29 protein-coding genes are annotated in these 25,338 nt (G+C 73.9%); 7 read left to right on the forward strand and 22 right to left on the reverse strand.

Annotated elements, in window-relative coordinates; translation table 11 throughout:
* The first annotated feature begins 221 nt into the window (after nt 1-221).
* Nucleotides 222-1,112, forward strand: a complete 891-nt coding sequence (locus AB0P03_RS36190) for a hypothetical protein (protein WP_363632852.1) — start codon at nt 222-224, stop codon at nt 1,110-1,112.
* A gap of 284 nt (nt 1,113-1,396) precedes the next feature.
* Nucleotides 1,397-1,615, forward strand: coding sequence for a helix-turn-helix transcriptional regulator (locus AB0P03_RS36195; RefSeq protein ID WP_363632853.1), 219 nt, complete (start codon nt 1,397-1,399; stop codon nt 1,613-1,615).
* Nucleotides 1,616-1,860: 245 nt separating this feature from the next.
* Here the strand turns inward: AB0P03_RS36195 and AB0P03_RS36200 are convergent, their stop codons facing one another.
* The 6 genes from AB0P03_RS36200 to AB0P03_RS36225 all read right to left on the reverse strand — a co-directional run bounded on the left by AB0P03_RS36200 (nt 1,861) and on the right by AB0P03_RS36225 (nt 6,815).
* On the reverse strand, nt 1,861-2,151 hold the full coding sequence (locus AB0P03_RS36200) for a hypothetical protein (protein WP_363632854.1): 291 nt from the start codon (nt 2,149-2,151) through the stop codon (nt 1,861-1,863).
* A 231-nt stretch (nt 2,152-2,382) separates the two neighbouring features.
* Entirely contained in the window at nt 2,383-2,538 is a 156-nt protein-coding gene (locus AB0P03_RS36205) for a hypothetical protein (protein WP_363632855.1), read from the reverse strand.
* A gap of 270 nt (nt 2,539-2,808) precedes the next feature.
* On the reverse strand, nt 2,809-3,309 hold the full coding sequence (locus AB0P03_RS36210) for a hypothetical protein (protein ID WP_363632856.1): 501 nt from the start codon (nt 3,307-3,309) through the stop codon (nt 2,809-2,811).
* A gap of 23 nt (nt 3,310-3,332) precedes the next feature.
* Nucleotides 3,333-4,508: a trypsin-like serine protease gene (locus tag AB0P03_RS36215; protein ID WP_363632857.1), complete on the reverse strand. Its 1,176-nt coding sequence runs from the start codon at nt 4,506-4,508 to the stop codon at nt 3,333-3,335.
* Nucleotides 4,509-4,949: 441 nt separating this feature from the next.
* Nucleotides 4,950-6,155, reverse strand: coding sequence for a methyltransferase domain-containing protein (locus AB0P03_RS36220; RefSeq protein WP_363632859.1), 1,206 nt, complete (start codon nt 6,153-6,155; stop codon nt 4,950-4,952).
* A 387-nt stretch (nt 6,156-6,542) separates the two neighbouring features.
* Nucleotides 6,543-6,815: a hypothetical protein gene (locus AB0P03_RS36225; RefSeq protein WP_363632861.1), complete on the reverse strand. Its 273-nt coding sequence runs from the start codon at nt 6,813-6,815 to the stop codon at nt 6,543-6,545.
* 225 nt (nt 6,816-7,040) lie between these two features.
* Here AB0P03_RS36225 and AB0P03_RS36230 point away from each other — a divergent pair, with 225 nt between their 5' ends.
* From AB0P03_RS36230 to AB0P03_RS36250, 5 genes are all read left to right on the forward strand, one after another.
* Entirely contained in the window at nt 7,041-8,237 is a 1,197-nt protein-coding gene (locus AB0P03_RS36230; protein ID WP_363632862.1) for an XRE family transcriptional regulator, read from the forward strand.
* A gap of 96 nt (nt 8,238-8,333) precedes the next feature.
* Entirely contained in the window at nt 8,334-8,585 is a 252-nt protein-coding gene (locus AB0P03_RS36235) for a hypothetical protein (RefSeq protein WP_363632864.1), read from the forward strand.
* Between the two features lie 17 nt (nt 8,586-8,602).
* The gene (locus tag AB0P03_RS36240; RefSeq protein WP_363632866.1) at nt 8,603-8,878 is read left to right on the forward strand and encodes a hypothetical protein; all 276 of its coding nucleotides are present in this window, start codon (nt 8,603-8,605) and stop codon (nt 8,876-8,878) included.
* 101 nt (nt 8,879-8,979) lie between these two features.
* Complete coding sequence (locus tag AB0P03_RS36245; protein ID WP_363632868.1) at nt 8,980-9,144, forward strand: hypothetical protein; 165 nt, start codon at nt 8,980-8,982, stop codon at nt 9,142-9,144.
* A 78-nt stretch (nt 9,145-9,222) separates the two neighbouring features.
* A complete protein-coding gene (locus AB0P03_RS36250) occupies nt 9,223-10,236 on the forward strand; it encodes an NAD(P)H-dependent glycerol-3-phosphate dehydrogenase (protein WP_363632869.1) in 1,014 nt (337 codons plus the stop codon).
* Between the two features lie 26 nt (nt 10,237-10,262).
* Here the strand turns inward: AB0P03_RS36250 and AB0P03_RS36255 are convergent, their stop codons facing one another.
* From AB0P03_RS36255 to AB0P03_RS36330, 16 genes are all read right to left on the reverse strand, one after another.
* Nucleotides 10,263-11,150, reverse strand: a complete 888-nt coding sequence (locus AB0P03_RS36255; RefSeq protein ID WP_363632871.1) for an aminoglycoside phosphotransferase family protein — start codon at nt 11,148-11,150, stop codon at nt 10,263-10,265.
* A gap of 683 nt (nt 11,151-11,833) precedes the next feature.
* Nucleotides 11,834-13,750, reverse strand: coding sequence for a hypothetical protein (locus tag AB0P03_RS36260; RefSeq protein WP_363632872.1), 1,917 nt, complete (start codon nt 13,748-13,750; stop codon nt 11,834-11,836).
* Entirely contained in the window at nt 13,747-13,929 is a 183-nt protein-coding gene (locus AB0P03_RS36265) for a hypothetical protein (RefSeq protein WP_363632873.1), read from the reverse strand. Before AB0P03_RS36265 ends, AB0P03_RS36260 begins: the two co-directional genes overlap by 4 nt.
* Entirely contained in the window at nt 13,917-14,903 is a 987-nt protein-coding gene (locus tag AB0P03_RS36270; RefSeq protein ID WP_363632874.1) for a hypothetical protein, read from the reverse strand. Before AB0P03_RS36270 ends, AB0P03_RS36265 begins: the two co-directional genes overlap by 13 nt.
* A gap of 78 nt (nt 14,904-14,981) precedes the next feature.
* A complete protein-coding gene (locus tag AB0P03_RS36275; protein ID WP_363632875.1) occupies nt 14,982-15,563 on the reverse strand; it encodes a hypothetical protein in 582 nt (193 codons plus the stop codon).
* Between the two features lie 104 nt (nt 15,564-15,667).
* A complete protein-coding gene (locus tag AB0P03_RS36280; protein WP_363632876.1) occupies nt 15,668-16,612 on the reverse strand; it encodes a phosphotransferase in 945 nt (314 codons plus the stop codon).
* Entirely contained in the window at nt 16,609-17,178 is a 570-nt protein-coding gene (locus AB0P03_RS36285; RefSeq protein ID WP_363632878.1) for a LuxR C-terminal-related transcriptional regulator, read from the reverse strand. The genes AB0P03_RS36280 and AB0P03_RS36285 overlap by 4 nt, the downstream gene beginning before the upstream one ends.
* Nucleotides 17,175-17,867, reverse strand: a complete 693-nt coding sequence (locus AB0P03_RS36290) for a hypothetical protein (protein ID WP_363632880.1) — start codon at nt 17,865-17,867, stop codon at nt 17,175-17,177. The genes AB0P03_RS36285 and AB0P03_RS36290 overlap by 4 nt, the downstream gene beginning before the upstream one ends.
* Nucleotides 17,864-19,453 (reverse strand): tetratricopeptide repeat protein, encoded by a 1,590-nt coding sequence (locus tag AB0P03_RS36295; RefSeq protein ID WP_363632904.1) that lies wholly within the window; start codon nt 19,451-19,453, stop codon nt 17,864-17,866. The genes AB0P03_RS36290 and AB0P03_RS36295 overlap by 4 nt, the downstream gene beginning before the upstream one ends.
* A gap of 5 nt (nt 19,454-19,458) precedes the next feature.
* Complete coding sequence (locus AB0P03_RS36300) at nt 19,459-19,686, reverse strand: hypothetical protein (RefSeq protein ID WP_363632882.1); 228 nt, start codon at nt 19,684-19,686, stop codon at nt 19,459-19,461.
* Entirely contained in the window at nt 19,683-21,992 is a 2,310-nt protein-coding gene (locus tag AB0P03_RS36305; RefSeq protein ID WP_363632883.1) for a hypothetical protein, read from the reverse strand. Before AB0P03_RS36305 ends, AB0P03_RS36300 begins: the two co-directional genes overlap by 4 nt.
* Entirely contained in the window at nt 21,989-22,444 is a 456-nt protein-coding gene (locus tag AB0P03_RS36310; protein WP_363632885.1) for a hypothetical protein, read from the reverse strand. Before AB0P03_RS36310 ends, AB0P03_RS36305 begins: the two co-directional genes overlap by 4 nt.
* A 454-nt stretch (nt 22,445-22,898) precedes the next feature.
* The gene (locus tag AB0P03_RS36315; RefSeq protein WP_363632887.1) at nt 22,899-23,843 is read right to left on the reverse strand and encodes a hypothetical protein; all 945 of its coding nucleotides are present in this window, start codon (nt 23,841-23,843) and stop codon (nt 22,899-22,901) included.
* Nucleotides 23,844-24,365: 522 nt separating this feature from the next.
* Complete coding sequence (locus tag AB0P03_RS36320) at nt 24,366-24,812, reverse strand: hypothetical protein (protein WP_363632888.1); 447 nt, start codon at nt 24,810-24,812, stop codon at nt 24,366-24,368.
* Nucleotides 24,805-24,996 carry a hypothetical protein gene (locus AB0P03_RS36325; RefSeq protein ID WP_363632890.1) on the reverse strand — a complete coding sequence of 64 codons (192 nt, stop codon included), beginning with the start codon at nt 24,994-24,996 and terminating at the stop codon, nt 24,805-24,807. Before AB0P03_RS36325 ends, AB0P03_RS36320 begins: the two co-directional genes overlap by 8 nt.
* Nucleotides 24,996-25,298: a hypothetical protein gene (locus AB0P03_RS36330; protein WP_363632891.1), complete on the reverse strand. Its 303-nt coding sequence runs from the start codon at nt 25,296-25,298 to the stop codon at nt 24,996-24,998. The genes AB0P03_RS36325 and AB0P03_RS36330 overlap by 1 nt, the downstream gene beginning before the upstream one ends.
* Nucleotides 25,299-25,338: the final 40 nt, after the last annotated feature.

Genomic DNA, 25,338 nt, shown 5'->3' on the forward strand with positions numbered 1-25,338 from the left:
TCCCGTGGAGACCGTGACCGCACTCTGGGCAGCTGAGCGGCACACGAGGCCGGACCCGGTGAATCGCCTCCCAGGTCCATCCGCAGCCCAGTTCTGGGGCGGTGGACAACCGCGGCTTGACCTACTACCAGGAGGTGGTGGCGCTGTTGCGCCAGCGCGGGGTCACAGTGCGAGAAGAGTGAGGAACCAGGCCGGTTCGAGGAGCGACCGCCCGGACCCGGATGCTCGCCGCACGGTGGCGGGAAGAGCCGCCGGTGGACCTGGGCGGCCGCCGCTGGGCGCCCGGGGCCGCGCCCGGGGCGGCCCGCGGCGCGGCGCGCTCGCGGTGGATCCGGCCCGGGCGCCGGCGCACCGTGCTGATCGCAGCCACTGTCTTCGCGGCGCTGCTGGCCGTCGCGGTCGGGACGGACCCGGCCGGTGTGCTGAACCGGGACGGCCTGTCGATGCGCAGCCCGCGGCCGGTGCCCGGATCGCCCCGGCCGACTGTGGACGTCGCGCTGCCCGGCGGCGGGGTCTCCGACGGCACCAGGTGCGGTACCAAGGGCTTCCACCACTTCGAGCCGGCGCCCGCGTCCTTCACCTTCGCCGGGTCACTGGCCGACGCCCCGCCGCCGGGACCCCAACTCGTCCTCAGCTCCTACGGGTTCTCGCGGGGCGCGGCACAGGACCCCGGGCATTTCACCATTGGCCTGGGTCTCGGCCCGGGCGCCGGCGAGCGCGCGCTGGACCTGTCGGCGCCACTGGGTCCGCACGGCGTGGCGGTGGAGATCGAGGGCCCGGACGGCCTGGTCGGCGGGGCCCGCGGCCTCCCGCTGACGCACGGCGACGACGACGCCCCGGCCGACCCGGGCGGTACCGTCCACGCCGGGCCCGAGGGAGGCGCGTTCGTACAGGTGACGCTCCCGACCGAGGCCCTGTGCCCGGGCTTCGACGGCTTCGCCGTCCAGCAACGGCTGATGGCACCGACCGACTCGCACAACACCATCACCGGCCAGCCGCCCTACCGGCTCACCGTCTCCATCTCCGATCCGGCGATCGGCGCGCTGCGGCGCCAGGTGGGCTCGACGGTGCCGGGCGACGTGCTGGCGACCGACAACCGGGTACAGCGGTAGGACGGTTTGCCCGGTGTCCGCAGGCTGAGGGTGTGGGCCCTGTCTGCGGACCGGCCGTCAGAGGCGGGTCAGCGCCGCGAGGTCGGCCTCGACGGCCACCGTGTGCGGGTGCCGGGCGCCGAAGTGCTCGCGCCAGGCGGTGGCGCAGCGGGTCAGCTGTTGTGTGGCCTCGGGGCGTCGGCCTTGGACGGCGAGGGCGCGGCCCAGGGCGGTGGCGTCCTCCAGGGCCCGGTGGTTGTCCGGGTGGTATCGGGTCCGGGCCAGTGCGCCCCCGCGCCCGCGTCATGCTGTTCATCGCGCGCGGCCTCCGGTGGCACATCGACGAGCGGGGCTGGAGCCTGTGGGAGGTTTCGGCGCTCACCGGGGTGAACCGTCAGGTGATCGCCAATTTGCTGGCCGGTCGAAGCTGGGCGGGCGTGGTGACCATCAGCCTGCTGGAGGACGGACTCGACGCGGTGTTGTGGCCTGCGGCCACCACCCGAGCCTCCGCCGCCGCGCTCTGAAAGGGAACGCAAGGAACGCATGTGTGAAAGCGCCTTCCCGCGCGCCCGGACGGGCGACCGGCTGGGGCCGCCGGAACCCGGGCAACGCGAATTAGGCCGCACGGGCCCCGAGCGGAACCTCCCTCGGCTACGCTCGGGCATGCGAACCACGTATCAGGGGACCGCTCGGTGCCGCCGGGGCCTAAGCCGGCGGCACCTCTCCCCTCTGACGTCTCGTATCAGGGGACTTGTCGCTCGGCCTCTCGTTAGGCGGCCTCCGCCTTCTGCGCTGCACCGAACGGCGCATCGTCGCGAGCGGTCGCGTACAGCCCGGGCTCGGTCTTGACCAGTTGGCCCTTCTCCGCCAGTCGCTTGAGTGCCGTGCGCACGGTCTCCTTCTGGTGTTTCACCTTGAGGAGCTTGGTGGTCCGGCCTAGGGTCTGCAGGTGCAGGATGACCGTCAGGACATCGCCACTGCGCATCGGGGCCTGTGCGGTGGCGAGGATCTGCAGGCAGAGCTCCTGCAGGGTCCGGGTCGTGTCCTGCGAGGCCGACACCGGTTGGGCATCGTCGAGCGTGCCATCGCCTTGATCCGAGCCCTGCGGGCTCTCGGCTGCCGAGCTGGGATCCGCATCCGGTTCCCTGAACGGCGACGCCGAAGAAGCCGTACCGGACGCCGCCGGTGCGGGGCGGGTGGGAACGCCGTCCTGCTCCGTGGCATCCGTCCGCGGTTCATCTTCAGCCGTGCCGGGGCCCTGATCGCGGCCACCGGTGGGGGCGGGGTCGTCCTACGTGACCGTCCTGTCCGTTGAGCTGCGTGCCGAGGCGCGGGCCCGCCGGTCCTGGGGGGTGTCCGCATTGGCGTCGGTGATGACCTGCAGCGCCTCCGCGGGCCGGCCGAGGACGTTGAGGCTGCGGGCGAGACCGGCGGAGAGACAGGTCACGGACTGGAGGGCCGATGCCTTCCGGGCGAGGGCTTCGGCCTTGGTGTGTCGGCCGGCGCTGCTGAGCGAAGACCCGCGCGCCGGTCACGGAGCGACGGAGCCTGTCGTCGGGGAGGTCGGACAGCAGGGCCAGGTACTCCCGCTCGACTGCTGCGCCGTCCAACGCCCCGGCCTGCGCGCAGTCGACCAGGACTCCCCGGCCGAAGGCGGGAAGGACACCGCCGTGGCGACCGCCTGGAACACCAAACGTCGCTGAACAACCACCCACGTTCAGTGCGGGGTGTTGTCGTGGACGCTCGTGCGGCCCGGGTAGCGGGCGTCGAGGTAGTCGCGGGCTGCGTCGAGGTCGCCGACGACACCGACCGTGGTACGCCCGCCCTCGGCGCCGGTCTCGAAGACCTGGAAGCCCGGCTCTTCGAGGCCCCGGAGGGCGCCTTCGAGCGGGTAGTCGTGGCCGGGCCGCCAGACGGCCGGCACGAGGGTCTGTCCGTGGACGACCCTGGTGCGGTCGGGGAACCTCCGGTCGAGGGTGTGGCGGGCGTCGGCGAGGCTGCCGATCACCCCGACCGTCAGGGTGTCCGCGCCGGGCTCGGCCGTGACGGTGACGATGTGCCAGGTACGCGGTCCGATCCCGGCCTGGTACACGTCCCGCTGGAGGGCGGCCAGGGCCCGGCCGCGGGGCAGCGGGCCCGGGACAGCCGCGGCCGCGCCGCAGGCCACGGCCAGCACGCCGAAGGCAGCCGCCAGCCGGCCGGTGAGCGCGACGTTCACGACGGCGCTCCTTCCCAGGCGGTTCACAACGCCGAGAACCCGAACCGGGACCCCACCGAATCAAGCGGGGTGTAGTAACCGGTCGAGAAGCACGTCGTCGTGGACGAGGTACCGCTGCACGGGACCTTCGTGTCGGTGTTCCCGGCGATGATGACACCGACCGGCGCCATCGAATCGCCCTCCGGGTTGGCCACGGCCGGCCCTCCGCTGTCACCCTGGGCAACAGCGATGCCTCCGCCGCGGGACTTCACCTCAGTCGCGTTGGTGCGCCCCGACGGCGAGTGGACGCCGACGCGCGTGACCTCCAGCTCGCAGTGAAACCCGGACGTGGCACCGCTGAAGCAGGCGGACCGGCCCGGGTCCAGGCGCGCCGGGCCGTACAGCGGGCGGGAGTCGCCGCTGTTCCAGGCACTGCTGTAGAAGCGGGCCACGGTCTGCTGGTCTGTGGTGATGACGGCGACGTCGAGGCCGCCGTCGGACGCGGTGACCTCACCGACGACGCGCTGCCCGGTGTAGACGTTCCCACTGGTCTGGCAGTGGGCGGCGGTGAGCAGGACGCGCTTGCCGTTGACCCAGCCCGGCACTCCGGTGGAGCAGCGGCTGTTGTCGCTCAGCCTGAGGTCGGCTCCGGCATACCAGGGCGGGGCGTCGCTGGTACGGCTGCCCTGCGTGGGAGTCTCCGGGGAGCCGATCTGCGGGTGGACGGGGATGCCGGCGATCTGCTCGGCCCGGGTCTCGTAGTCGCGCATCGGCGCGTTGACCGGCGCGATGCGCCGGGCGGTCTTCGGCTGGTACGAGAGTACGAGGCCGCTGCCGTCGTTGGCCGGGGAGATCGAGGACCACTCCGCCGTGTCGTTGCCGACCGTACCGATGAACCTGCTGATGGCCTGGTCCATCTCGGACCGCGAGTAGACGGCCGTCCGGTAGTGGACGTCGTAGTCGGGACTGACCGGGCCGGCGGGATCGTGGCGCATCGCCTCGCGGGTGCGCGTGCGCCAGGCGTCGACAGCCTCGGTGATCCTGACGGGAACCGTTCCCTTCCAGTAGAGGTCGAGGTAGTGCTCATCGCCGTGGAACACCACCGACGCGAAGCTCCTGCCGTCGACCTGTCCGGAGTCGATCAACCGGTGGATCTCGTCCGCGACGGGCCGCAGGTGCTGCTCGTGGTACTCCCGGCTCAGCAGGATCGCCGGAGCCATACGGGTCTCATCAGCAGTGTCCTGAGTCCTCGCGACGGCGACGGACGCGGCACCCAGGACCAAGACCGCCGCCGCGTACAGGAGTTTCGATCCGCGCATGGAGAACACCATAGAACGACCAACACCCTCACACAGAGTTATCAGATCGTATGCATGCCGTCCCCTGCCGAGGAAAGCCGGCTGCGCCCACCGCCACGGCGTAGCCCCGCGCGCCGTCGGCTGCCGTCACCGGCATCGCGGAACAGCGGCCCCGGCCTGAACCCCCGAGCGGGCCGGGGGAACCGCACCAACGACGTCGCCTCACCAGCGGGCACCGGCAGGTATGGACATGACCGTCCCTTCGGAGCGGGGCAACCCCTGTGCCCCCGCGGCCACGCGAGCGTGCACATCGGCCCGGTACTCCGTACGGCAGGGCGTCCTCGCCAGCGGACGACCCGGATGTCACCCGGACGAGCGACCACCACCCGTACCGGCGTCGTCCCCCGGTGCGGGGAGCCGCTGGCGGCCGATCGGCCAGTGCGGGCCGTCCTCGCCCAGCCGGGCCCACTGCCCGTCGGGGGTGACGGCGATCCCGTAGTCGTACAGCTCCGGTTCGCCGAGTGCCTCCCACTGGGACCAGGCGGTCATCACCTCGTCGCCGATCCGGCGCGGCCCGCCCTGCAGCAGGATCACGCTGCCGTCGCCGCGCGCGGTCAGCTCCGCCCACGACGCGTCGCCGTCGTGCACCCAGGCGTTGACGCCGTCCTCGTCCCGGCCGGTGAGCAGCACGGCGTCGGGCACCGCCACCCGCACCGCGAACCTGAGGTGCCAGTCGTCGGCCAGCGGCGCGAGGTCGCGTTCCACCACCCGCCGCACCTTTGGTTCGCCGTCGCCGCGTACCGCCGCGTACGCGGCGCGGCCGGTCTGGGCCTGTGCCGGGCCGCGCCGGTCGGCCATGAACTGGGCCAGGCCGTGCACCCAGCCCTGCGCGCCGCCCCCGTCGTCGTCGACGGTGAGCGCGACGTAGCCGAGCCGGCCCCAGGGGTAGACGATCCGGCCGCCCGGCCGCACGGCCTGAATCCACTGCCAGGGCACGGTCTCCACCGCGTAGGTGGCGTGGAGCCGGTCGACCCGGGCGCCGCCGGGCGGCCCCGTGCGGGTGGCGTCTGCGGCCAGTACCTCCGCGTCGACCCCGGCCGCCTTGAGACGGTCGCGGGCGAACTCGGCCAGTGCCTCGTCGATCTCCGTGGCCACGACCAGGCCGGGCCCGGCGCGCCAGGCCGCGAGCGCTGTGGTCCAGCCCTGACCGGCGCCGACGTCCCACACCGTGTGCCCGGGTTCCACCATCAGGCTGTCCAGCATGTCCGCCACCGCCCCGGGCGCCGACAGCGAGGAGGACGGGCGGCCGCCGTCGAGCTGGGTGATCGCCGCACCGTTGACGTCGTCGTACAGCTCGTTCGCCCACCCCTGCGGGTCGCTGGCGCGGTCGACCGGCACATAGGCGTACCCGTCCCACCGCCACAGCCGATCCGGCGCGAAGCGGTCCCGGGGCAGCGCGGCCATGGCCTCCCGCAGCCACAAAGAGTCCTGCGGCCACGCCCCGCGTTCGGTCATGGCCGTGTCCATACCCGTCCGACGCCCGACCAGGTCCCCGTCGTGGGTGCTCACTTCCCCTTCTTGTGCTTGCCGGTCGACGGCGGGGGGTTGTCGACCTTCCCGTCCGCGTTGTTCGGCGGCGGATCCCCCTTGCCCAGATCCGCCGGCTTCTGGTGCTCACCCATGACGCTCCCCTTCCACGTGCACGACCGGTCGACCATCCTGGCGCAGTCCGCTGTCGGCCGGTAGAGGGCGTACGCAGGGGCAAGGGGGCGCATGGTGGCCCGGCCCGCGCGGCCTCGGCGTCGTCCGTCCGCCCGGCGTGGTCGTGTGGCCGCCGCCGGGTGCGAAGTGCCGGACGGGCGAGGACGGCGACAGCCCGTCAGCCGCAGGCTGACGCTGGCGGGCGGAGCGGGCGCGGCCGGGTCCGCCGCAGGGCATCCCCAGGCCGCCTGAGCGTCAGCCAGCGGCTGACGCCGTCCTGGTCAGGTCGGCGAGCGTCCGGCGTTTCTTCTGCGCGGACTGCTTGGTGATCCCGCCCAGCGCCCGGCCGACGTCGCTCCAGGAACCGCCGGTCTCGACGATGCCGTCGACCTGGTACCCGCGGATCAGGTAGTCCAACTGGAGGGCGACCTGGATGTCGAAGCCCAGCGGGCCGCCTCCGTCCGAAAGCAGCTCAGAACCCGCGCGTTCGACGGTGTAGAAGGTGCGCAGCAGCGTGTTGATGTCCATCTCGCCTCATTTCCCGCCGAGTTGACGTGGGAGCCAGTGGTCGAGGCCGGCCGGGACGAGCGGGCCGGGGGACCGAGTACAGGGCAAATCGCCTGCTGCGGCAAGTAGTTATCTGCCACCTCGCTGTCACCGTCTGCGGGACTTGTGCCGCTCCGCGGATGGTCGCAGGACGACCTCGCCCGCGAGATCCGAAAGCGCAAGCAGGAACACGGACTTGCCTCCAACATGGGGCGCCAGCGTGTCTACTGCTGGGAGAACGGGCACGACCCCACCGACGAATCACAGCTCTACCTGTCCGAAGTCTTCGACGTCCCCTGGAGCGACGTGAAACGCTACGGCTGGCCCCACTGGCTCCCCGGACAGCACCAGCCCGTCGACCTGGGCTCCGTCCCCGCCGCAACCGTCCTACGCGATGCCATCGGCAACCTCACCCGCCGCTCGGCGATCGCCGCCAGCTCCGGCGCCCTCATCACCCTGTGCACCCAGTGGTCCCAAGACGCCCAAGCCCACCAACTCGACCAAGCCCTCACCGGCGAAACCGCCTGCGACACCGGCCTCGTCGACCGGCTAGAGGAAGCCTCCCGCACCCTCACCGCCCTGCCCACGGCCGACCGCCAGCACACCGTCGAACTGATCGACGCCCACCTGTCCACCGCCACCACGCTGATCGAAACCGGCCGCCACAACGAGCCCACCACGCTGCGCCTGCACGCCCTGGCAGCTCGACTCGGCCAGACCGCCGGCTGGACCCGCTTCGACATCGGGGAACACGGCTCCGCCGGACGGCTGTGGGAAGGCGCCCTCCACGCCGCCCACGCCGCGCGCGCCACCGACCTCGGCACCAGCATCCTCGCGGACTTCGCCTACCAGGCGATCTGGTTGCGCGACCCCAGCACCGCGATCGGGCTCCTCGACCGCACCCTGGACTGCACAACCCACCCCCGAGCACGGGCGCTACTGCACATCCGCAAGGCCCGCGCCCACGCCATCAGCAGCGACGAACGCCTCTGCTACCGATCCCTCCACGCCTGCGAAGAACTCCTCGACACCTCCAGCCCCGACCCGGTCCCGGCCTGGTGCTCCTGGATGTCACCGGCCGACTACCTCATCGACGCCGGCCGCTGCTTCCTCGACTTCGGCGACCTTCGTGCCGGCGTGAGCTACATCGACAACGGCCTCGCGGAACTCCAGACACCCCGCGCGAAGACCAGCGCCATCTTCCAGACCTACCAGGCCGAAGCCCTCGCCCGCGCCGGCAACCCCGAGCACGCCGCCGCCGTCCTCACCGCCTCCCTCGACACCGCCAAGCGCATCGGCGCCACCCGCTGCGTCGAACTCGCCCGTCAAGCAGCGCCCGCCTTCAACGCCTACCGGGACCTCAAGCCGGTCAGCACCGTCCTGGCCCGCCTCCAGAACCAGTAGGACGAGACCCGTGCCCCGGCCCGTTCACTGCCCGGACAGCAACTCGGACAAGGCCGACTTGGAGATGCCCAGCTCCGTTCGGACGTCCCGGGAACCATGACGATCGACCAGCAGCTGGGCGGCGATGCCACGCTGCGTGCGTACGTCCCGAGCAATGATCCGGCGCAGCAACTCGGTGACGGTCGCGGCCGCCCGTACCCCGGCCAAGGCCTGTGCGGTGCGGGCGGTGCCCGGCAGAGCCAGGGCGGCGACCAGCCGGCGAGCGCGTCGGGCGGAGAGCCGTTCGCCGCGGTGAAGGTCCTGGTGGCGGGCGCCCGCTCGCGCATCCGCCGCTCCGTCCCCCGCTGACCCGAGGAGCCGCCGCCGTGCCCGCACCCCCGCCCGCCCTCTCGCCCGACGAGGCCACGCTCCAGCGCGGCTACAACGCCCTACACACCGCCCGGACCGGCAGCGACCTGACAGCACGCCTCTACGCCCTCGCGATGGGCGACGCCTACCCCACCGAGATCGCCCCGACCAGCTCCTGCGACTGGCCACTGGTCGCCACCCTCATCGACCGGCTCCGGCTGCAACCCGGGCAGACCCTGCCGCCCTCACCGAACTCCACCGCATCCTGCACCCCGGCGCACGCATCGTCCTGACCCGCGCGCTGCGCCCCGAGGCCGAACCCGGTTAGACCGAGTAGGTCCAGCACGCCGGACTCGTCGTCGAGCACATCGAGGAACGGCCCCACGAACCGCGGATGTGGGCCCGCCTCTACCAGCTCTGGCAGGACCACGAGGCCGAGCTGCGCCGGGAACTCGGCGACGCCCCGGCGGGGAGCATGCTCGCCGAGGCGGCCAGGACGCTGCCCACGCTGGACGGCCGCCGGGCCGTCGCCCTCACCCTGAGACGGCCTCCGGCCTGACCGGTCGCCCGACGTGGGCCGGGTAGGCTGCCCCCACCCGCCCGGCCGGGCAGGGGATGACCACCGCTAGGGGACGACATGACGACGGCGGCAGTGCTCTCCGCAGGCTCCTGGGGCACCGTGTTCGCAGCCGTGCTGGCCGACGCCGGGACCGACGTCACCCTCCACGCCCGGCGTCCCGAGGTCGCCGCCGAGATCAACGCGAGCCACCGCAACCCCGGCTACCTGCCGGACGTCGACCTGCCCGAGCAGCTGCGGGCCACCAGCGACGCGGCCGAGGCGCTGGCCGGCGCCGACTTCGCGGTGGTGTCGGTGCCAGCCCAGGCCGTCCGGGCCAGCCTCACCGCCTGGGCACCGCTGATCGGCCCGGACACCGTGCTGGTGAGCCTGATGAAGGGCATCGAACTCGGCACCGCCAAGCGGATGAGCGAGGTCATCACCGAGGTCACCGGCGCCGGGCCGGAGCGCGTCGCGGTGGTCAGCGGGCCCAACCTGGCCCGGGAGATCGCCAACCGGCAGCCCGCCGCCAGCGTCGTCGCCTGTACCGACGAGCAGGTCGCCCAGCGCCTGCAGGCGGCCTGCCACACCCCGTACTTCCGCCCCTACACCAACACCGACGTGCTGGGCTGCGAGCTCGGCGGCGCCGCCAAGAACGTCATCGCCCTCGCGGTCGGCATCGCGGCCGGCACGGGACTCGGCAACAACTCCCAGTCCCTGCTCATCACCCGCGGCCTCGCGGAAACCGCCCGACTCGGCGCCGCGCTCGGCGCCGACCCCCACACCTTCTCCGGCCTCGCCGGCATGGGCGACCTCGTCACCACCTGCGCCTCACCGCTGTCCCGCAACCGATCCTTCGGCGAACGCCTCGGCCGCGGACAGTCCGTCACCGAGGCGGCTGCCGCGATCAGCCAGACCTCCGAGGGCGTCCAGACCTCGGAAGCGATCCTCGACCTTGCCCACCACCACCGCGTGGAGATGCCCATCACCGAGGCCGTCGTCCAGCTCCTGCGCGGCGAAGTCGACCTCAACGAGGCGGCCGCCCTGCTGATGGAGCGACCCACCAAGCCGGAACGGCACACCAGCACACACTGACCCCCGCGCCCCGCGCTCCGTTCGGGCTACGGCTGGTAGGCGGCCATCCGGTCGAGGACGAGATGGCCGCGCGTCACGAGGTCGTCGCGGTCCTTGATCAGGCCGTTGCGCAGGTAGGAGACGCCGAGGCGGACGGTCAGCAGGTGCAGCAGCCTGTCCTCCTCCAAGGTCAGCGGGCGGCCGTAGCCGGTGAAGTACGCCTCGCGCAGGTCCGGGCGCCCCGGCCAGAGGGCACCGAACAGCCAGACGAACTCGGACGCGGCGATACCGTGCGCGGCCGTCGAGAAGTCGATCAGGCCGTGCTGGCCGGTGGCCTTGTCGAACAGCCAGTTACGGGTCTCGTAGTCGCCGTGCCGGTAGACCAGCGGCAGCTGCTCGGCGAGGTCGGCGAGTTCCTTCGACGCGGCCTCGACCAGGGCGAGCCGGTCGGCGCCCAGGTGCGCCGCGACGTGCTCCAGGCAGTCGGCGGCCTCTTGGGCCTTGTCCTGCATGTCGGAGCGCACCGCGGCGCGGTCCGCGTCCGTGCCGGGCTCGGACGCGTCGTGCCAGCGCCGCAGCAGCCGTCCGGCGTCCTCGTGCAGGCGCAGCTCGGTGCTGGTCTCCAGGGGCAGGTCCCGGACGACGCGGCCGGGCAGCGGCGAGCTGAGGATCGCGCGCAGGTGCGGGTCGCAGGCCAGCAGTCGCGGTGCCTCCTGGTCGGTCAGGTGCGCTTCGGCGTAGGCGTATCCGGCGACTTCGCGTTCGAAGTCGAGGTCGCTGGGGCTGATCTTCACGTAGGCGTCCCAGTCGCCCCTCACGTGCCACACGAGGGAGTTGCTGCGCGGCCAGGAGCGGTCCTCGCTCGCGGCCAGGCCGGGCAGATGGCCGGCGACCCAGTCGTGCAGCTCGGGCGGGAAGTGCTTGGCGGGCGTCATGGCGGTGAGTCTCCGAACGGGCGTGGGAGCGGGTGGGCCAGGCGTGCGCGGTCGCGCGGGGTGGGCTGCGGTTCAACCGGCTTCTTCTTTCTGCGAGTTCAACGTTCGGAGGGATGGGTGGGGTGCGGTCGGCGTGCGGGCCGACCAAGGCGGCGGCGGCCCGACATGGGACTCCTCCAGGCCGGTCTGGGCCCCGCGGTCACGGGTCACCGCTTCCTCGACGGCGGTGAGGTACAGGCGGGTGCGTGCCGGCACCTGCTCGAGACCCGATTGTCTGCGACGGTCTCAAGTGGCCCCACCGGAACGATGAGAAGTGGCTCCGCCAGGTGTTCGACCGGCGGGCCCGTAGGCGGTCCGGGCACAAGCGCAGCCAGCGAGAAGAGGTCGGCGACGGCGAGCTGAGCCGTCGTCTGCCCGTTCGAGGGGTGGGGCCACTTTCCACCGTTCGCCCGGGTCCAACGGAAGCCGTTCAAGACACCCGATCGTGCGTCGTCGGCCAGGAGCGGGTTGTGGACGATCACGAGGTCCCATGGCGGCAGGTGGCTGGGCCAGTGGCGGTGTGCCTGAGCCAGGGTGTCCACCGCAAGGACGGGCCCGGGCGTTCCGAGATGCTCCAGGATGCGGTCCGCGTCGACGGCCAGCGGGGCACGTGGTGTTGGGCCAACTGCGGGCGCTGGCCGAGGTTACGACGTGCGGGGGCTGTTGCCAGGGTTGCACTCGGTGGGTAGGACGGGCACACGCCGCTGGTGGAGGGAGAGGCGGAACCGGTCGGCGTGGACGAGCCAGAGCCGGTCGAGTTCGGGTACCAGGCCGGTGGGGACGTCGAGGCCGACGGTCAGTGGCCCTGGCGCGAGGTCGGTGGTGGTGTGGGCGTAGCTGGCGGAGCGGCTGCTGCGCGGGTGCAGGTGGATGGCGAGCAGGCCGCGTTCGGGGCCGTCGACGGTGAGGGTGAAGGGTCGGCCGGGGTGGACGGCGGCGGGGGCGTGGACGGTCAGCGGGGGCTGGCCGGCGGGGTGGCTGTGGGCGGGCCCGCAGCGCGGGCAGGTGACGGCGATGCGGTCGCAGGGGCCGAGCACGCTGGTGAGGTGCTGCGCGGTCAGCGGCATCGCGCAGTGCGGGCACGGGGGAGCCGGCGTCGTGCCGTGGATGCGGTGGGTGGCGCGCAGCGCGGTGAGCTGGCGGCCGAACGCGCCGCCGCGGGTGCGGGTGAGCAGGGCGAGGGCGTGCTCGGCCCACTGGTGGGCGAGGCGTTCCAGTTCCTCGTGGTCGAGGCGCCTGGTGGGGGCGGTGCGCCGCAGGAGGGTCTGGGCGGCGGCGCGTACGTCGGCCATGGAGCGTAGGCACTGGTCGAGGCCCGGGTCTGGACGGTGGGCGAGGGAGTCGCCGAGGGCGGCCTCGAACAGGGCGGCCTCGGCGGTGCGCTGCGTCCAGTCGGCCAGTTCCCGGTCCCGCTCGGGGGTGGGGGCGGCGGGCGGACGTGGGGGGCTGGTGCGGGGCGCGGGAGGCGCGGGGCGGTCGCTGCGTACTGGGTGGGGATGGTGGTCGGGGTCGCCGAGGAGGACCGCGGCCCCTCCGGTGAGGCCGCGTTCGGCGGCGCGGCGGTTGGCGTCCATGGTGACGGCGCCGAGGTCGGCCCCGGTGTGGAGGAGGTCTGCGGCCGCGTGGGGGTCTTCGGTGGTGGTGTCGGCGTCGCCGCGCAGCAGCCCGAAGATGGCGGCCGGGTGTCCGTCGACGGCGTCCAGGGCGAGGTTCACGGTGGTGGGGTACTGCTCGTCGGGGCCGAGGGTGATGGCGTTGCAGATGTAGAGGCCCAGGACGGCGGCGTTCAGGTCGTGCGGGTGGTGGACGGTGAGGCCGCTGGAGGGGGCGGTCTTGCACCGGTCGGGGGTGCAGCCGCCGGGGACGAGGTGGCCGGTGCGGGTGCGTTCGGCGTCGCCGGGCAGGCCGCACAGGACGGCGGTGCCGAGGTGGGCGTGGGCGGCGGAGCCGTGCGCGTCGATCAGGAGGGTGCGCCAGGGGGAGCCGATCGTCTCGGCGGTGGTGAGCCGGGGCGCGCCGGGCCGGTGGAGGTGGCGGGAGCGGCCGGTGGTGCCGTCGATCAGCGCGGAAGTCCCGTCCGGGGTCGAGGGGGCGGCGAGGATCTTGGCGAGGAGGAACAGGGCTGCGGGCGTGTCGCGGCCGGTGAGCAGTCCGAGGCGGGTGCCGTGGCGGGTCCAGGTGTCGAGGGCGGGCAGCAGATGCGCGAGGGTCAGGTGGGCGGGGTCGGCGGTGAGCAGGACGCTGCCGCCGGCCGGGCCGGGGTCGGTGAGGGCCTGGGCGAGGGTCGGGTAGTGGTGGTGGGGGCGGCCGAGCGCGGTGGCGGCGAGCCGGCCCAGGCGCGGGTCGTCGCCGGTGGACACGACGCGGGCGCACGCCCGGGCCGGGCGCGGGAGCGGCCCGGCGGCGGGCCCGTAGCGGGTGAGGACGGCGGCGATCCGCGCGTCGCGCTCCCGCTCGCCGGTGGCCAGGAGGGGGATGGTCGCGTCGGTGAGCAGGGCCTGGGCGTGGTCGAGGCCGGTTGCCCAGGCGTAGCCGTCCGGCAGGCGCGCAGCGGCGTTCACCGTGCCCCCAGCCGGGTGCTCAGAGCGCGCAGGCGGTAGCGGACCGGTCCTCCCGCGAGCGGGAGGGTCGGGGCGCCTTCGTCGGCGGCGGCCATCCCCGCGGCGTGCTGCCCGCTGTCGGCCTGCTGCTGGTAGGGCCAGGCCCGGGCGGCGAGCGGCCGCCGGGTCACCACAGCCACGGCTGCCTCAACGGCCCTGCGGCGGCGCGCCGCAGCAGGGTGAGGGTGGCCTCAGCCGAGAACGCGGCTCGGACCCGGTCGTCGAGGTCGTCGGGCGATCCTGTGTCGTAGGCGACGTGCTTGGGCGAGAGCTCGGCGACCAGAGTGCCGCCGTCGAGGGTGAGCAGAACGCGGGAAACCAGCAGCGACTGCCGGGTGGGGACGCAGCGCAGCCGCAGCGACGTGGTGGTCGCGAGTTCGACGAGGTGGGCCAGCTGGCCGGTGTGTTCCTCGACGGCGCTCATCTCCGCGATGATCTGCGCGTCCATCAGCACGGTCGCGGTCGGCGGGCCCGGCCGGCCGATGCGTTCCAGGAACGCCTCAGCCCGGGCCGTGGCGACACGGCCGCGCCACTCCCGCTCGCACCACTCGCTCTTGCGCCTCGCCATCGGGGCGCCCCGGTCGAGCAGCGCACTGCGCACCAGCGCACACAGCTGGCACGGCGCCCCGGCCACGTCCGGGACGCGACCTCGTCCGGGAACCGGCGGCGCCGGGCGCCCGGCCTTCACCTCATGCTTGACCGAGCCCAACCGCACGTGCAGGTACTCACGCGTGCGATCGGTGAGCGCCGGCAAGTCCAGGACATGGGTAGCAGCGAGCAGCACGTCGGCCGCCTGCTCCTCGACGATCTGGTACCGGTGCGCCGACCCCGGGCCGGAGTCAACGAACCCACGCCCGGGCGCGTTTTCAATGATGCAGGAGAGCCACTCGTCGCACTCTCGGCGCCCGGCACCGTAGTAGCGCGCGATCGCGGGCCTGTAGCCCGCCTCCACGGCCTCACGCAGCGCGGTGCTGCGCCCGGACTCCAGGGCGTCTGGTCGCAAGGGCAGCTGAGAAGTGACGCCCGGTTCGACGGTGGCGTGGAGGTGGGCCAGGTGCAGGCCGAGAACCCGTTCCAGCGGACCGGGCGGTGCGGGGAGGGCGTCAGTGGTCATGGCAAGGGCCTTCCGGAGGGGCGAAGCGGAGTACGGGGTCCGAGCGTCCGTCGGCTTGTTGGGGTTCGGTGGAGGTCGTCATGTGGTTGCTGTTCCGGGGCTGGTGTCGTTCACGCACCGGCACGGGTGGGTCCGGTCGAGGAGGTCGGCGGCGTGCAGTCTCTCCACGGCCTGCCCTCTCGTGCGCCAGCCGTGGCGGGTGAGGATCCGCTGCAGCCCGGTGTCGACGGCGCGGGCGGTACGTCTGGTGCGTTGGCCGATCTCGCGGGAGGTCAGGCCGTCGGCCATCAGACGCAGGGCCGTCAGGTCCGCCTGCGACAGCGGCTTCGCCTGTGAGAGCCAGTGCCTGCCGAAGGGCAGGAGACCGCCTCGCAGGGCGATGTCGACCGCGTGCTCGGGATTGGCCGCGCCCAGTTCGGCGGCCGCGGCCGCGAGGTCGAGCGTGACCCGGTCCAGGGATTGGCGTGAGCGGCGGCAGATCGTTCGGGCCGTCAGTCCCTGGGCCGTCAACGCCAGGAGGTGCAGCGCGCCGCGGGAGATGTGGAGTCGGGCGCCACAGATCGGGCAGCCGGTACCGGAGACCTTCTGCGGTGGAACCGACGCGCGGTGCCCGGAGGAGGGCTGATCGCGGTCGTGGGAGTAGGGGTCGGCCAGGAACATCGACGGCCACCCTTGCCGCGCCGGCTGCTGGCGCGCGGGGCCGGCCAGGAACATCGACCCAGCGGCGCTCGGCTTCGCGGAGCCGCGTCGATCGGGGGCAGCGGTCACGGTGCGGGCTTGGGTTCCGGGAGCCGGCTGTCCAGGCTCCAGTTCCAGGGGAACGGCGGCAGCGGGTCGGCGACACTGCTGTGCCGCAGGTCGGCCTGGGACTGCCGGTCGGGTTCGGTGAGCGCGTACTCGGCGGCCGTCAGGTACCCGCGGAGCGCGAAGATCCTGGACATCACCTCGTAGGGGCGCCCGCCGTCGTATCGGGACGCGTCGATGCCGTACTCGGCCGTGAACTCGGCATGCTCCCTGGACGGGACGCCGAAGACATCGCGGCGCCAGGAGATCGCGGCGGCGTCCCACAGGCAGGGCCCGCCGACGGACAGCGTTTCCAGGTCGACCAGCGTGGGCGCGCCGGAAGGCGCCAGGATGCTGGTGGCCGGGCCGACGTCGCCGTGGAGAAGACCGCCGTGGTCGGGCCACTCGAGGGCCTGCCAGGCGGTGCGGGCAGTGGCGAGGAACCGGTGCAGGCGTGTGCGCTCCCTGGAGGGCAGCACAGCGGCGGGCAGTGCCTCGATGCGGTCGGCCACGCGCTTGAAGGGGTCGAAGACCGGCAGCTCGAAATCGGGGCTGTCGAGGCTGTGCAGTTTCCGTAGGAGGGCACCGAGTTGTCCGGGGGTCGTCGGGGTGTCTCCCAGGTCGTCGGCGAAGGTCACCTGGAGGGGCCCCAGCGGGCTGTCGCACTGGATCGGGTTGACGTAGATGCCGGCGGGCCGGGGCGTGGCGACGCCCTTGCTGCGCAGCCAGCGGGCGGCACGGCGCTGGCGCAGCGCGTCCCGGCGGCTGGTGGAGGGGCCGTGCACCTTGGCGACGGCTCCGGCGTGCGGGAGCCGGTACACGTGGTCGTGTCCCGGCTGGAGCGGCTCCGCGCCGGTCGGGTCGAGGCCCTGGGCCCGGGCCGCGCCGTAGACGATGCGTCGGCTTTCTTCCGGGGTCAAGGTCACCGCTTGTCCTGCGAGCGGTGGGCGGAGAACGGGTAACGGCACGGGCAGGGGTGGTGTGCCGGTAGCTGGTCCAGGGCGTGCAGCGAGTAGATCGCGTGCGGGGTGTTCGCGGCGCCGAGCAGGGCGCGGAGCCTGGCCATGTGGCCGGAGACGGACTTCTCTTTCAGGCCGAGCTGGTGCGCGACGGCGGCGTGGTCCATGCCGCGGGCGATGAGCGCGGCGGTGCGCAGGAGGCCCTCGGGGATGCCCTTGGGAGGCAGCCGCAGGCCCTTGGGCGGGACGAGGATCCGCAGACGGCAGGCGATGTCCACGGCGTCGTTGCAGCCCGAGGCGTTGAGCGTGCGTTGGATCGCGTCGACCTCCGCCGCTCCCCGGCTCTTGATCGTCGGGGGGAGGGCACTGTGGATCCCGCGGGCGTCGAGGTATTCGGTGATCTGGTGGGTGGATGCGCCCCAGGCCAGTTCGTGGAGGACGTCGCGCTGGATCGTGGTGACGGTCACGGTGGTGCCGCAGCCCGGGCAGGGAAGGCCGTGGACCGGCGCGTCCGGGGTGTGTGTGGTGGTCATGTCGGTGTCGGTGTCCCGGGGGTGTTCTGGCACGGGCAGGGGTGGGTGTGGTCGAGGAGGTGGGCGTCGTGGAGCAGGCGTACCGCCTGAGCACGGGATCTGAGCTGGTACCTGTCGAGGAAGCGGCTGATCGACATGCCGACCGCTCGGGTGGTGCGTCCCGCCCGCCGGCCGATCTCGGCGGGGCCCAGACCAGCGGCCGTGGCCCGCAGGGCGTGCAGCGTGCCCTCGGTGAGGCGGCGGCGCAGCACGAGCGGCTGAACACGGCGCGGCAGCAGCCCGGAGCGGATGGCGATGTCGACCGCGTGCGCGGGTCCGGTCGCACCGAGGTCGCGGATCATCCGGTTGAGGTCGGCGTCGACCTGCCGGGGAACGGTGCTCCACCGGTCGGCGATCTGGTGGATGTTCCAGCCGTGGGCGGTGAGGGAGAGCAGGTCGACGAACGCCGGGTCGGCCGTGATGCGGTGTCCGCAGGCGGGACAGCGGTTCCCGGCGACCAGTACCGGCAAGCACCGGGCGCCCCCGGGCACCCGGTAGGGGCCCGGTGACAGCGGCAGTTGGTACGGCGTGCGGGGTGACGACGCCGTGGCCGGGACGCGATGCGGTGTCGGGCCGCGGCGGGCGCCCACCGGCCCGGTGGGGCCGCGGGGCGGCGCGGTGGCCCGGTGATACGGGACCTTGCCGGTCATGCGTCGACTCCCAGACGTGCCAGGTCGCCGCGTACGCGGTGGGTGTCGTGGGCGCTGCCCGTGTACAGGGCCAGCGCGCGGTGGTGCAGGGCGATGGCGTCGTCGGTGTGGCCCTGGTCCTCGGCGAGCAGGCCTTTCCAGTTCAGGACGCGGGCCTGCCAGGGCAGGGAGTGGAGGGCCTCGAACTCGGTCAGGGCGGCGTCCAGGTCCGCGCCGGCGGCGGTGTCGCCGGTGAGGGCGCGCAGACGGCCCGTCCAGGCCAGGGCCCGGGCGGCGTTGAGAGGGTCGCCCTCGGTGAGGAGGATCCGGCGGGCCTCGTACAGGCAGGTGAGGGCAGCGGGGTGGTCGCCGAGGTCGGCGAGGACCTCGGCGACCTGGACGAGGGTCACGCCCGCGTCCCGGGTTCTGCCGAGCAGCATGCGCGCGCGGTAGGCCTGGTCGAGGTATCCGTAGGCACGCCGGGGCTGTCCGTCCTGGTGGTGGGCGGCGCCCAGGTCGTGCAGCGCGCGTGCCTCGTCGACGGCGTCGCGGTCTTCGGTGGCCTGTTCCAGGGCGTGCTCGCAGTCGCGGATCGCCTCGCGGGTGCGGCCGACGGCCCGCAGCGCGGTGGCGCGGGCGCCCAGGAGCTCGCGCAGCAGCATTCGGCCCGAGCCCCGGCGGGGCGCCGTCACGGCCAGGCGGTGGGCGGCCTCGACGGAGATGTCGCAGACCGCGATCCACTGCGGGTAGTCGCGTTGCAGCAACAGCCAGGGCCAGGCGGCGTAGCCGAGGAACGCGCTGTGGTAGTCGAGTCCGGCGTCGCGGGCGGTGTGCAGCGCGCCGAGCAGGTCGAGGTCGCGGCCGGCGAACCAGGCGTGGGCCGCGACCCGGGTGCCGATGCCCGCGCGGTGCGCGGGCAGGTACTGCAGCTCCGGGGTGATCAGGGGACGGTGCGGGGCGAGGATCCGGGACGCCACATGGGCCTCGGCGACGAGCCAGTCCAGGGCCCGTAGTTGGCAGGTGCGTGCGCTGTCGGGCCCGTCGACGAGGTGCGCGAGGCGGGCTGCGTGGCGGCGGCCGTCGGCGCTCTGGAAGGCGTAGCGCCGCTCGACCGCGCGGGAGTCGGAGTCGAGGGGGGTGACGAGGCGTCGTTCGACGAGAGTGTCGAAGGCGTGTCCGGCGGTGACCGGGTCGAGGCCGGCTGCTGCGGCGGCCATCGGGGCGTCGATGCGGGGGCCGGGCAGGGGGAGCGTGCCGAGGACCCTGTAGAGGCGGGCGGTGCGCGGGTCGGTGGCGGCGAGGGCGTCGTGGGCGTGGGTGAGGGCGTCGTCCACGGTGGTCTCCAGCACGGGGGTCGGCAGCGGGTCGCTGTGGGGTGTCGGGTCGGCGGCCAGCCGGGCCGGGGTGAGGGTGATCGCGGCGGGTACTGCGGCGCACGCGGTCACGAGCCCGTCGAGGGCCTGGTCCGGTAGCGGGCCGGTGATCGTGGTGAACGGGTTGCGGGCGGCGTCGGGCGGCAGCGCTCCGAGCCGGTGGTGGTGCCCGTCGGCGGCGGGGGCCCGCAGCGGGACTACCTGCGGTGCGGTGGCGGCGTCGTCGAGGAACATGTCGATCACGCCGATCCGTTGCCGCGGCGTAGGTGGGAGGCGATCCGGGCGGCTGCGTTCTGGGAGCCGGTGAGCCGGGCCAGTGGGTCGGGTGCCGGCGCGACGCGTGGGGTGAACAGCGCCGTGGCGGGGCTGGACAGCGGGGCGGGGCCGGTCAGGTGGCGGCCGGGGACGCGGCGGGGCAGGGCGGTACGGGCGGGCGGCCCGTCGGGGGCGGGGCGGGGGCTGGTCACCGGGGACCTCCCGGGGCGGAGGCGCAGGGTCCGGCGGCCATGGCCGCGCGCTGACGGTCCACCAGATCGGTGAGGAGGGTTTCGGCCCCGGCCCGTGCCGGGCCGGGCCCCCTGCGGACGAGCGGGCCCAGTGCTTCCGTGAGGTCGATCAGGTCGATCAACAGGCCGTATCCCGGCCAGTCGGCGAGGCCGTTGAGTGCGCTGGAGCGCTCGTAGGTCTGCAGGAACAGCTGGTGGTCGGCGGGGTGGAGGCGCCCGTGGTCGACTTCGCGCCGGATCACCGCGAGGTCCCACTGCCGGTGCCCGTCCAGGGGCCACCCCGCGGCGGCCAGGCGCACGTGCCCGGCCCGGTCACGGCGCAGGTTCGGCGCCTTGGAGTCACCGAGGATCGTGGTGCGCGGTGTCGGCCAGGTCAGACGGGCGTAGCGCTCGGACAGGTCGCCCAGGTGCTCGGCCACAAGAGCGCGCCGGTCCGGGTCCACGCGGGGGACCCTGGCGAGGAGGTACTCGAGATGCAGCAGCGGGGAGCTGGGGTGGAGCCCGTCCGCGGGGATGCTGTGGACGGCGGCGAGCAGGGTGCCCGCGGCGATGAGAGGCGCCGTCCAGTGGCCGGTGTCCTGCCACAAAGTGGCGCAGGAGTCCGCGCCGGTCGCGATCGGCGTGAAGTGCGCGGGGGCGACGACGGGGATGCCGCGTCGGGCGAGCCACTGCGTGCCGCGCAAGGCACGAGCGGCCGCCTCGACGGGCCTGTCCAGGTGGACGCGGGCGACGACCGCGCCGTCCAGACGCCAGGAGGGGTCCTCGCCCGGGAGCCGGCGGGCACGGGCCGCGTCCCGGCCGCTCCGGCGGCAGGCCTCGGCGAGCACCTGCGCGGCGGCGACTTCCGGGTTCCGGTACCTCATGTCCTCGTGGGAGGGCGTTCCGGCGGGGCTGGTGTCGGGGCCGTCGGCTTTCAGCTGCAGGTCCGCCGTGACCGCGTCGGCGGTGAGGCACTGCTCCGTGCTGCCTTTGATCAGCACGATGCTGGACCGGTTTTCGCTGCTGGACGCGATCCGGGCGCGCACCCAGGCCAGACCCTGCGACGCCGTCGGGAAACCCCGGGACTGCGGGCTCATGCCGCCCGCCAGCTCGCTGCCGATCACGGCGACTTCCACGCCGAGGTCGGTGGCCGTGCGCCGGATCTGCTGGATCGCGCCGCCTGGCCGGGTGCCGCGCAGTTCACCCAGCAGGGCGGCGGCCGGACGGTGCTGGGCCAGACCCCGGCGGTGCAGCACACGCAGGGCGGCCTCGGTCGCGGCCGCCCCCGTGCCGCAGCCGTCAGCGAACAGCAGCCGCGCGTCGCCGTATTCCCGGGTGGTCAGGCAGCCGCTGGGCAGACGGGCCCGGCCCAGGCGGGAGACGACGTCCTCGAAGCGCTGGCCCGCGGCGAGCGCGGTCGCGGCGGCCGCGAGCGCGGGTTCCACGTGCTCGGGGCTGTGCAGGGCCAGCTCCACCACACGGCTGACCGCCCCGTGGACGAGCGTGAACCGGGCGCGCCCGTCCGGAAGAACCATCAGGTCCTCGGCCCGCACCGCGGCGGGCACGTCCTCGTCAGCGGAGTAGGTGACGACGCGCTGGGGAGCCCACGCCTCGAGCGCGGGGTGCAGCTCATACCCGGCGGGCAGGACGGCGCACGCCGGCGCGAGGTCGAAGACCGCCTGCGGCGCCCGCAGTACGCCGTCGGGGCACTCGGCCGAGGCCGGCAGGACCGTCAGGACCTGCGGCCGCAGGACCCGTATCGCCCGGGCGGCGGCGTCGGACCCGGCGGCGCCGAGGTCGGCCACCACCTGCCGCACATCCGGGCCGCACGTCAGCAGGGCCCCGGTCACCGCGTTCGGGCCCGGGCGGGGCGGTATCTCGATCGCCGCCACGGCATCGGGCAGCAACTGCGCGAGGATCTGCGCGGCCGGCAGACTGTCCGGGCCGCCGTCGACCATGACGCGCCGGCCGAACGCGAGCGCGGCGTGTGCGGCGAGCGTCTCCAGGGCCGCCTCGACGTCGTCCACGACCACGGTCCGCACCCCGGGCACGGGCTGCGCGGCGATGACACCGACCGCGCGTCGGGCGGCGAGGGCACCGAAGGCGTGTCGGACGGCCCGGACGAGGTCCGTCGAGGTGGCACCGGGCACCAGCGGGGCGAAGACGCTGCCAGCTGTGACGGCGTCCGGGTCCCGGACCACGGCGGTGACGACGCGATCCGTCGAGCGGTCGGTGCGGGGGCCGTGCAGGGCCGCGCCGGTCAGGGCGGCGATCTGTGTCAGCGTCATGGGGCGCATGGCGGTGTCCTCGTGCTGGTGTCGGCGCCGGGCAGCGCCCGGGAATCGGCGGGGCCCGGCGCGACGGTGGCGCCGTTGCCCAGCAACGGGTTGTCGAAGTGGGGCAGGGCGGCGACCAGCGCGGCGACCCGGCGCACCGTGTCCAGCGTGTGGTCGGTGTCTGCCGGCCGGTCGGCGTCGACGAGTTGCAGCGCGCACTCGATCAGCGCGTCGGCGACGGCGTCCGTGCGCTTCAGGACCCGCTGGCGGTGGCGGGCCGCCCGCTCGCAGTGCTCCTCCACCAGCCACAGGCTCGGGTTGACCAGTACGGGGCCGCCCCAGTGCTCGTGGAGCTGGTCCCCGATGAAGGCCAGGAGCACGTCGCAGCTGTCCGTCTGCGGAAGCAGTTGCATCGCCGCCTCCAGCAGTCCCCTGGGCACACCGCCGTCGGCCGCCGCGCTCACATCAGCTCCTGTCCACGTGCTGGAGTGTCCTTGGCGGGGCCCGCTTGCCCCGCCGGGGACAGCGGGCCCCTGGCCGCCGCCGAATCGGCGACGGTGACGAACGCCCGCCCGGCCCCCGGCAAAGGACACCGGGCAGGTCGTCCGCGGCGGTGAGCTGTGACGCGGCCCGTCGCCGCGCTGCTCTTCCGCTCCCCGCCCCCATGACCGGGCGGGAGCTGAGGATCGGACGACGCTGTGGGCGCGCCGGCCACGTCAGGACCCCAGCGCGGCAACGCGCCGACCACCACGTGCTCCAGCAGCGGGACGCTTCCCCCGGGGCCGACGCTGCGCCGCAGCGCGAACTCGACCGCAGGGCGCCGCAGGCGGGCGCCGAGGACGGCGTGGCCCAGACGCGGCCAGGTCCACGCGATGCCCGGGGTAGTTCCCGGCCCGGTCGCGAACGGGAGGGCCAGCATCAGCGCACCTTCCAGGGCCAGGGGCGGGCGACCAAGCCGCGCAGGCAGGCGCTCTGGTGTGCCGCCAGTTGGCGGGTGCGGGAGTCGAGGTGGGCGCGGCGCACCGTGTGCATCACGTCCGTGAGTACGACGAGGTCGCGCACGAGCGGGTAGTGCTCCCAGCGGTCGATCGACCCGTACGGCAGGTTCCTGTCGGTGTGGGTGGCGTAGGCCTCGGCGTATCCGTCGTGGTCGTGAAGGTGGCCGGCGAGCATGTCCGTGCGCCAGCGGGCGGCGGCGAGGTCCCACTCGAGGTGCCCGCGCAGCAGCGGGCGGCGAAGCAGCAGCCGCGGGAGGGTCGTTCCGGCGCCGTGGCAGCGCGCGGCCCCCAGGTCGCCGAGGATCACGGTCGGCGGTGTCGGCCAGTCGATGCTCGTCCACTGCTCGCGCAGCCGGTCGGCGCGCAGCCGCAGGACGTCCCGGTCGGCGCGCAGCAGGGGCGCGTCCGCGAGGCCGTCCAGCAGGCCGTCGAACGGATCGTGGTCCCTCAGCTGTCCGGCATCCGGTTGGATCCGGTGCACCGCGGCGCTCGCCCACGCGCCGACGGACCGGCCGCTGTACCGGGGCCCGGGACGGTGCCAGACGGTGACGTCGCGGCCGCCGCCCCTCAGAGGGTGGCGGTACTCGGGGACGACGACGGGCACCTGGTGCTCCTCGAGGAGGTGGGCACTCCACAGCAGGGCCCGCGCCTCATCGGGGTCCGTGTGTACCACGGCGTACGCGCCGGAGCCGGGCAGCGACCAGAGGGGTCGCGGGCTCTCGTCGACCAGTTCGGCTCCGTCGCTCTGTTCACCGCTCGCGTCGCAGGCCTGGACCAGCGCCGAGTACGAGGCCGTGATGGCCTGATGGCGTGCCTGGCCGACGGTGGTCTTGAGGAGTCTGCTGGTGTGCGGTCCGACACTCACGGGGGGTCCTTGAACTGGGATCGAATCCGGCTGAGGCAAGTGGAGTCCGGGGCCGCCTGTCCCCATAGGCGGCCCCGGACGGGCCGGCCCCCGTGCCGGGTGGCACGTGGCCGGGCGGACGGACGCGGGCACTGGTCCCCAGCCGCGGCCGTCCGGTTCGGCCGGGCAGCAGACGGAAGGGGGGTGCCTCCTGCTGCCCGGCCTGCCCGCTCCCCGAGAGCGGGCTGTCACAAGGCGGGGTGCGGGACGGGCCGTTGCGGCCCTCGACACCCCGTCGCCACCGACCGTGCGGCCGGCGACACGCGACCGTGTTCACGGCCGTGAACTCCCGTTGCCGCCAGGTGGGAAACGGGAGCTCGGGGCCCGGTTCTCCCCACCGGCGACGGGGAGAACCGGGAAGCGGCGAACAGCGGCGTACCGGGCGGGGGAGGCCGGGCGCGCTGTCCTGCCGCTGCCCGCCCCGGGACACGGGGCGGGCGCCGTATCCGGCAGCCGGCGGCTACCGGAAGCGTGGCGAGCCGGTCAGGCGAAGCCGCTGCGGGTTTCGCCCCGGCGTCGTAGCGCCAGGCACCGGCCCACGGGCCCGGCGCGCGTGCGCTGTCTGCGCAGGTCGACGGTCGCCCAGAACCGGCAGCCGTTGGCCCGCTCCTCGATCCCGCCGGAGGTGGTACAGGCCGACAACGGCTCCGGGAGCGGGCGGTCGGCCGATCGGTGACGGGGGAACGCCACCGCGCCGGCCAGGGCCTCGACCGCGAGTTCCCGGCGGTTCAGGACGAGCCGCAGCCCGACCGAGAAGCGCGTGTGCGGGCTGCGTGCGGCGGCGCAGAACAGGTTGGCCACGACCGTGGCGACCCGCTCGCGCGTCGCCGGGTCGAGCTGCACTCCCCATTCCCGCAGGTAGACGCACACCTGGCGCACCGTCTGATCGGCGCTGCCCGTCGCGTTCGGGAACCATGTCACCTCACGCACGATCGATCCCCTCGGCCGGCCTGGGGGCCGTCTGGGTGGACGCCCCGCCGAAGTCGACGATCCACTGGTCGTCGGGACCCGCCGGGTGCTGGTGAGCCCTCAGGTCCGGCAGCAGGACCCCGGCACGGACCGGCGTGGGCAGCGCGGTCGCGTCCTGGGCCGGTGTCACCGTGTGGGTGGCCATCACGCGCCCTTCCTCAGCGGCGGCGGCCCGATCTGGTGGTGGGCTCCGGCGTACCTGCCGGCCGTCACGCAGTGGACGAGGACACGGTTGTCGTCAGCCCACATCTCCAGTTGCCGCAGCCCGGCGCGGTCGTGGACGACCGCGGTGATGTCGGACACGACGATGACGGACACCGTGCCCATCTCCGCCAACTTCAAGAGCCTGCCCCAGCTCTCACCGAGGCCCAGCCCGGTTCCGCCAGGCGGCGGCGCCGCGTCCCAGAACGCCTGGACCGGCTTCCACCCCCGGGCCTGGGCCGTCATCTGGCACGTCGTCAGCGGATAGTCCGGCCGGTCCCGACCT

The organism is Kitasatospora sp. NPDC088779 (genome assembly GCF_040685395.1).
In the GTDB taxonomy this organism is placed as follows: domain Bacteria; phylum Actinomycetota; class Actinomycetes; order Streptomycetales; family Streptomycetaceae; genus Kitasatospora.

What these genes read in the sequence shown, in the direction of transcription:
- AB0P03_RS36305 (WP_363632883.1), bottom strand. Translation starts at nt 21,992, where the DNA reads ATGACGCTGACACAGATCGCCGCCCTGACCGGCGCGGCCCTGCACGGC.
- AB0P03_RS36225 (WP_363632861.1), bottom strand. Translation starts at nt 6,815, where the DNA reads ATGGACATCAACACGCTGCTGCGCACCTTCTACACCGTCGAACGCGCG.
- AB0P03_RS36195 (WP_363632853.1), top strand. Translation starts at nt 1,397, where the DNA reads ATGCTGTTCATCGCGCGCGGCCTCCGGTGGCACATCGACGAGCGGGGC.
- AB0P03_RS36295 (WP_363632904.1), bottom strand. Translation starts at nt 19,453, where the DNA reads ATGTTCCTCGACGACGCCGCCACCGCACCGCAGGTAGTCCCGCTGCGG.
- AB0P03_RS36190 (WP_363632852.1), top strand. Translation starts at nt 222, where the DNA reads ATGCTCGCCGCACGGTGGCGGGAAGAGCCGCCGGTGGACCTGGGCGGC.
- AB0P03_RS36235 (WP_363632864.1), top strand. Translation starts at nt 8,334, where the DNA reads ATGACGATCGACCAGCAGCTGGGCGGCGATGCCACGCTGCGTGCGTAC.
- AB0P03_RS36250 (WP_363632869.1), top strand. Translation starts at nt 9,223, where the DNA reads ATGACGACGGCGGCAGTGCTCTCCGCAGGCTCCTGGGGCACCGTGTTC.
- AB0P03_RS36255 (WP_363632871.1), bottom strand. Translation starts at nt 11,150, where the DNA reads ATGACGCCCGCCAAGCACTTCCCGCCCGAGCTGCACGACTGGGTCGCC.
- AB0P03_RS36215 (WP_363632857.1), bottom strand. Translation starts at nt 4,508, where the DNA reads ATGGCTCCGGCGATCCTGCTGAGCCGGGAGTACCACGAGCAGCACCTG.
- AB0P03_RS36290 (WP_363632880.1), bottom strand. Translation starts at nt 17,867, where the DNA reads ATGACCGGCAAGGTCCCGTATCACCGGGCCACCGCGCCGCCCCGCGGC.
- AB0P03_RS36325 (WP_363632890.1), bottom strand. Translation starts at nt 24,996, where the DNA reads ATGGCCACCCACACGGTGACACCGGCCCAGGACGCGACCGCGCTGCCC.
- AB0P03_RS36245 (WP_363632868.1), top strand. Translation starts at nt 8,980, where the DNA reads ATGTGGGCCCGCCTCTACCAGCTCTGGCAGGACCACGAGGCCGAGCTG.
- AB0P03_RS36275 (WP_363632875.1), bottom strand. Translation starts at nt 15,563, where the DNA reads ATGTTCCTGGCCGACCCCTACTCCCACGACCGCGATCAGCCCTCCTCC.
- AB0P03_RS36285 (WP_363632878.1), bottom strand. Translation starts at nt 17,178, where the DNA reads ATGACCACCACACACACCCCGGACGCGCCGGTCCACGGCCTTCCCTGC.
- AB0P03_RS36270 (WP_363632874.1), bottom strand. Translation starts at nt 14,903, where the DNA reads ATGACCACTGACGCCCTCCCCGCACCGCCCGGTCCGCTGGAACGGGTT.
- AB0P03_RS36330 (WP_363632891.1), bottom strand. Translation starts at nt 25,298, where the DNA reads ATGACGGCCCAGGCCCGGGGGTGGAAGCCGGTCCAGGCGTTCTGGGAC.
- AB0P03_RS36230 (WP_363632862.1), top strand. Translation starts at nt 7,041, where the DNA reads ATGGGGCGCCAGCGTGTCTACTGCTGGGAGAACGGGCACGACCCCACC.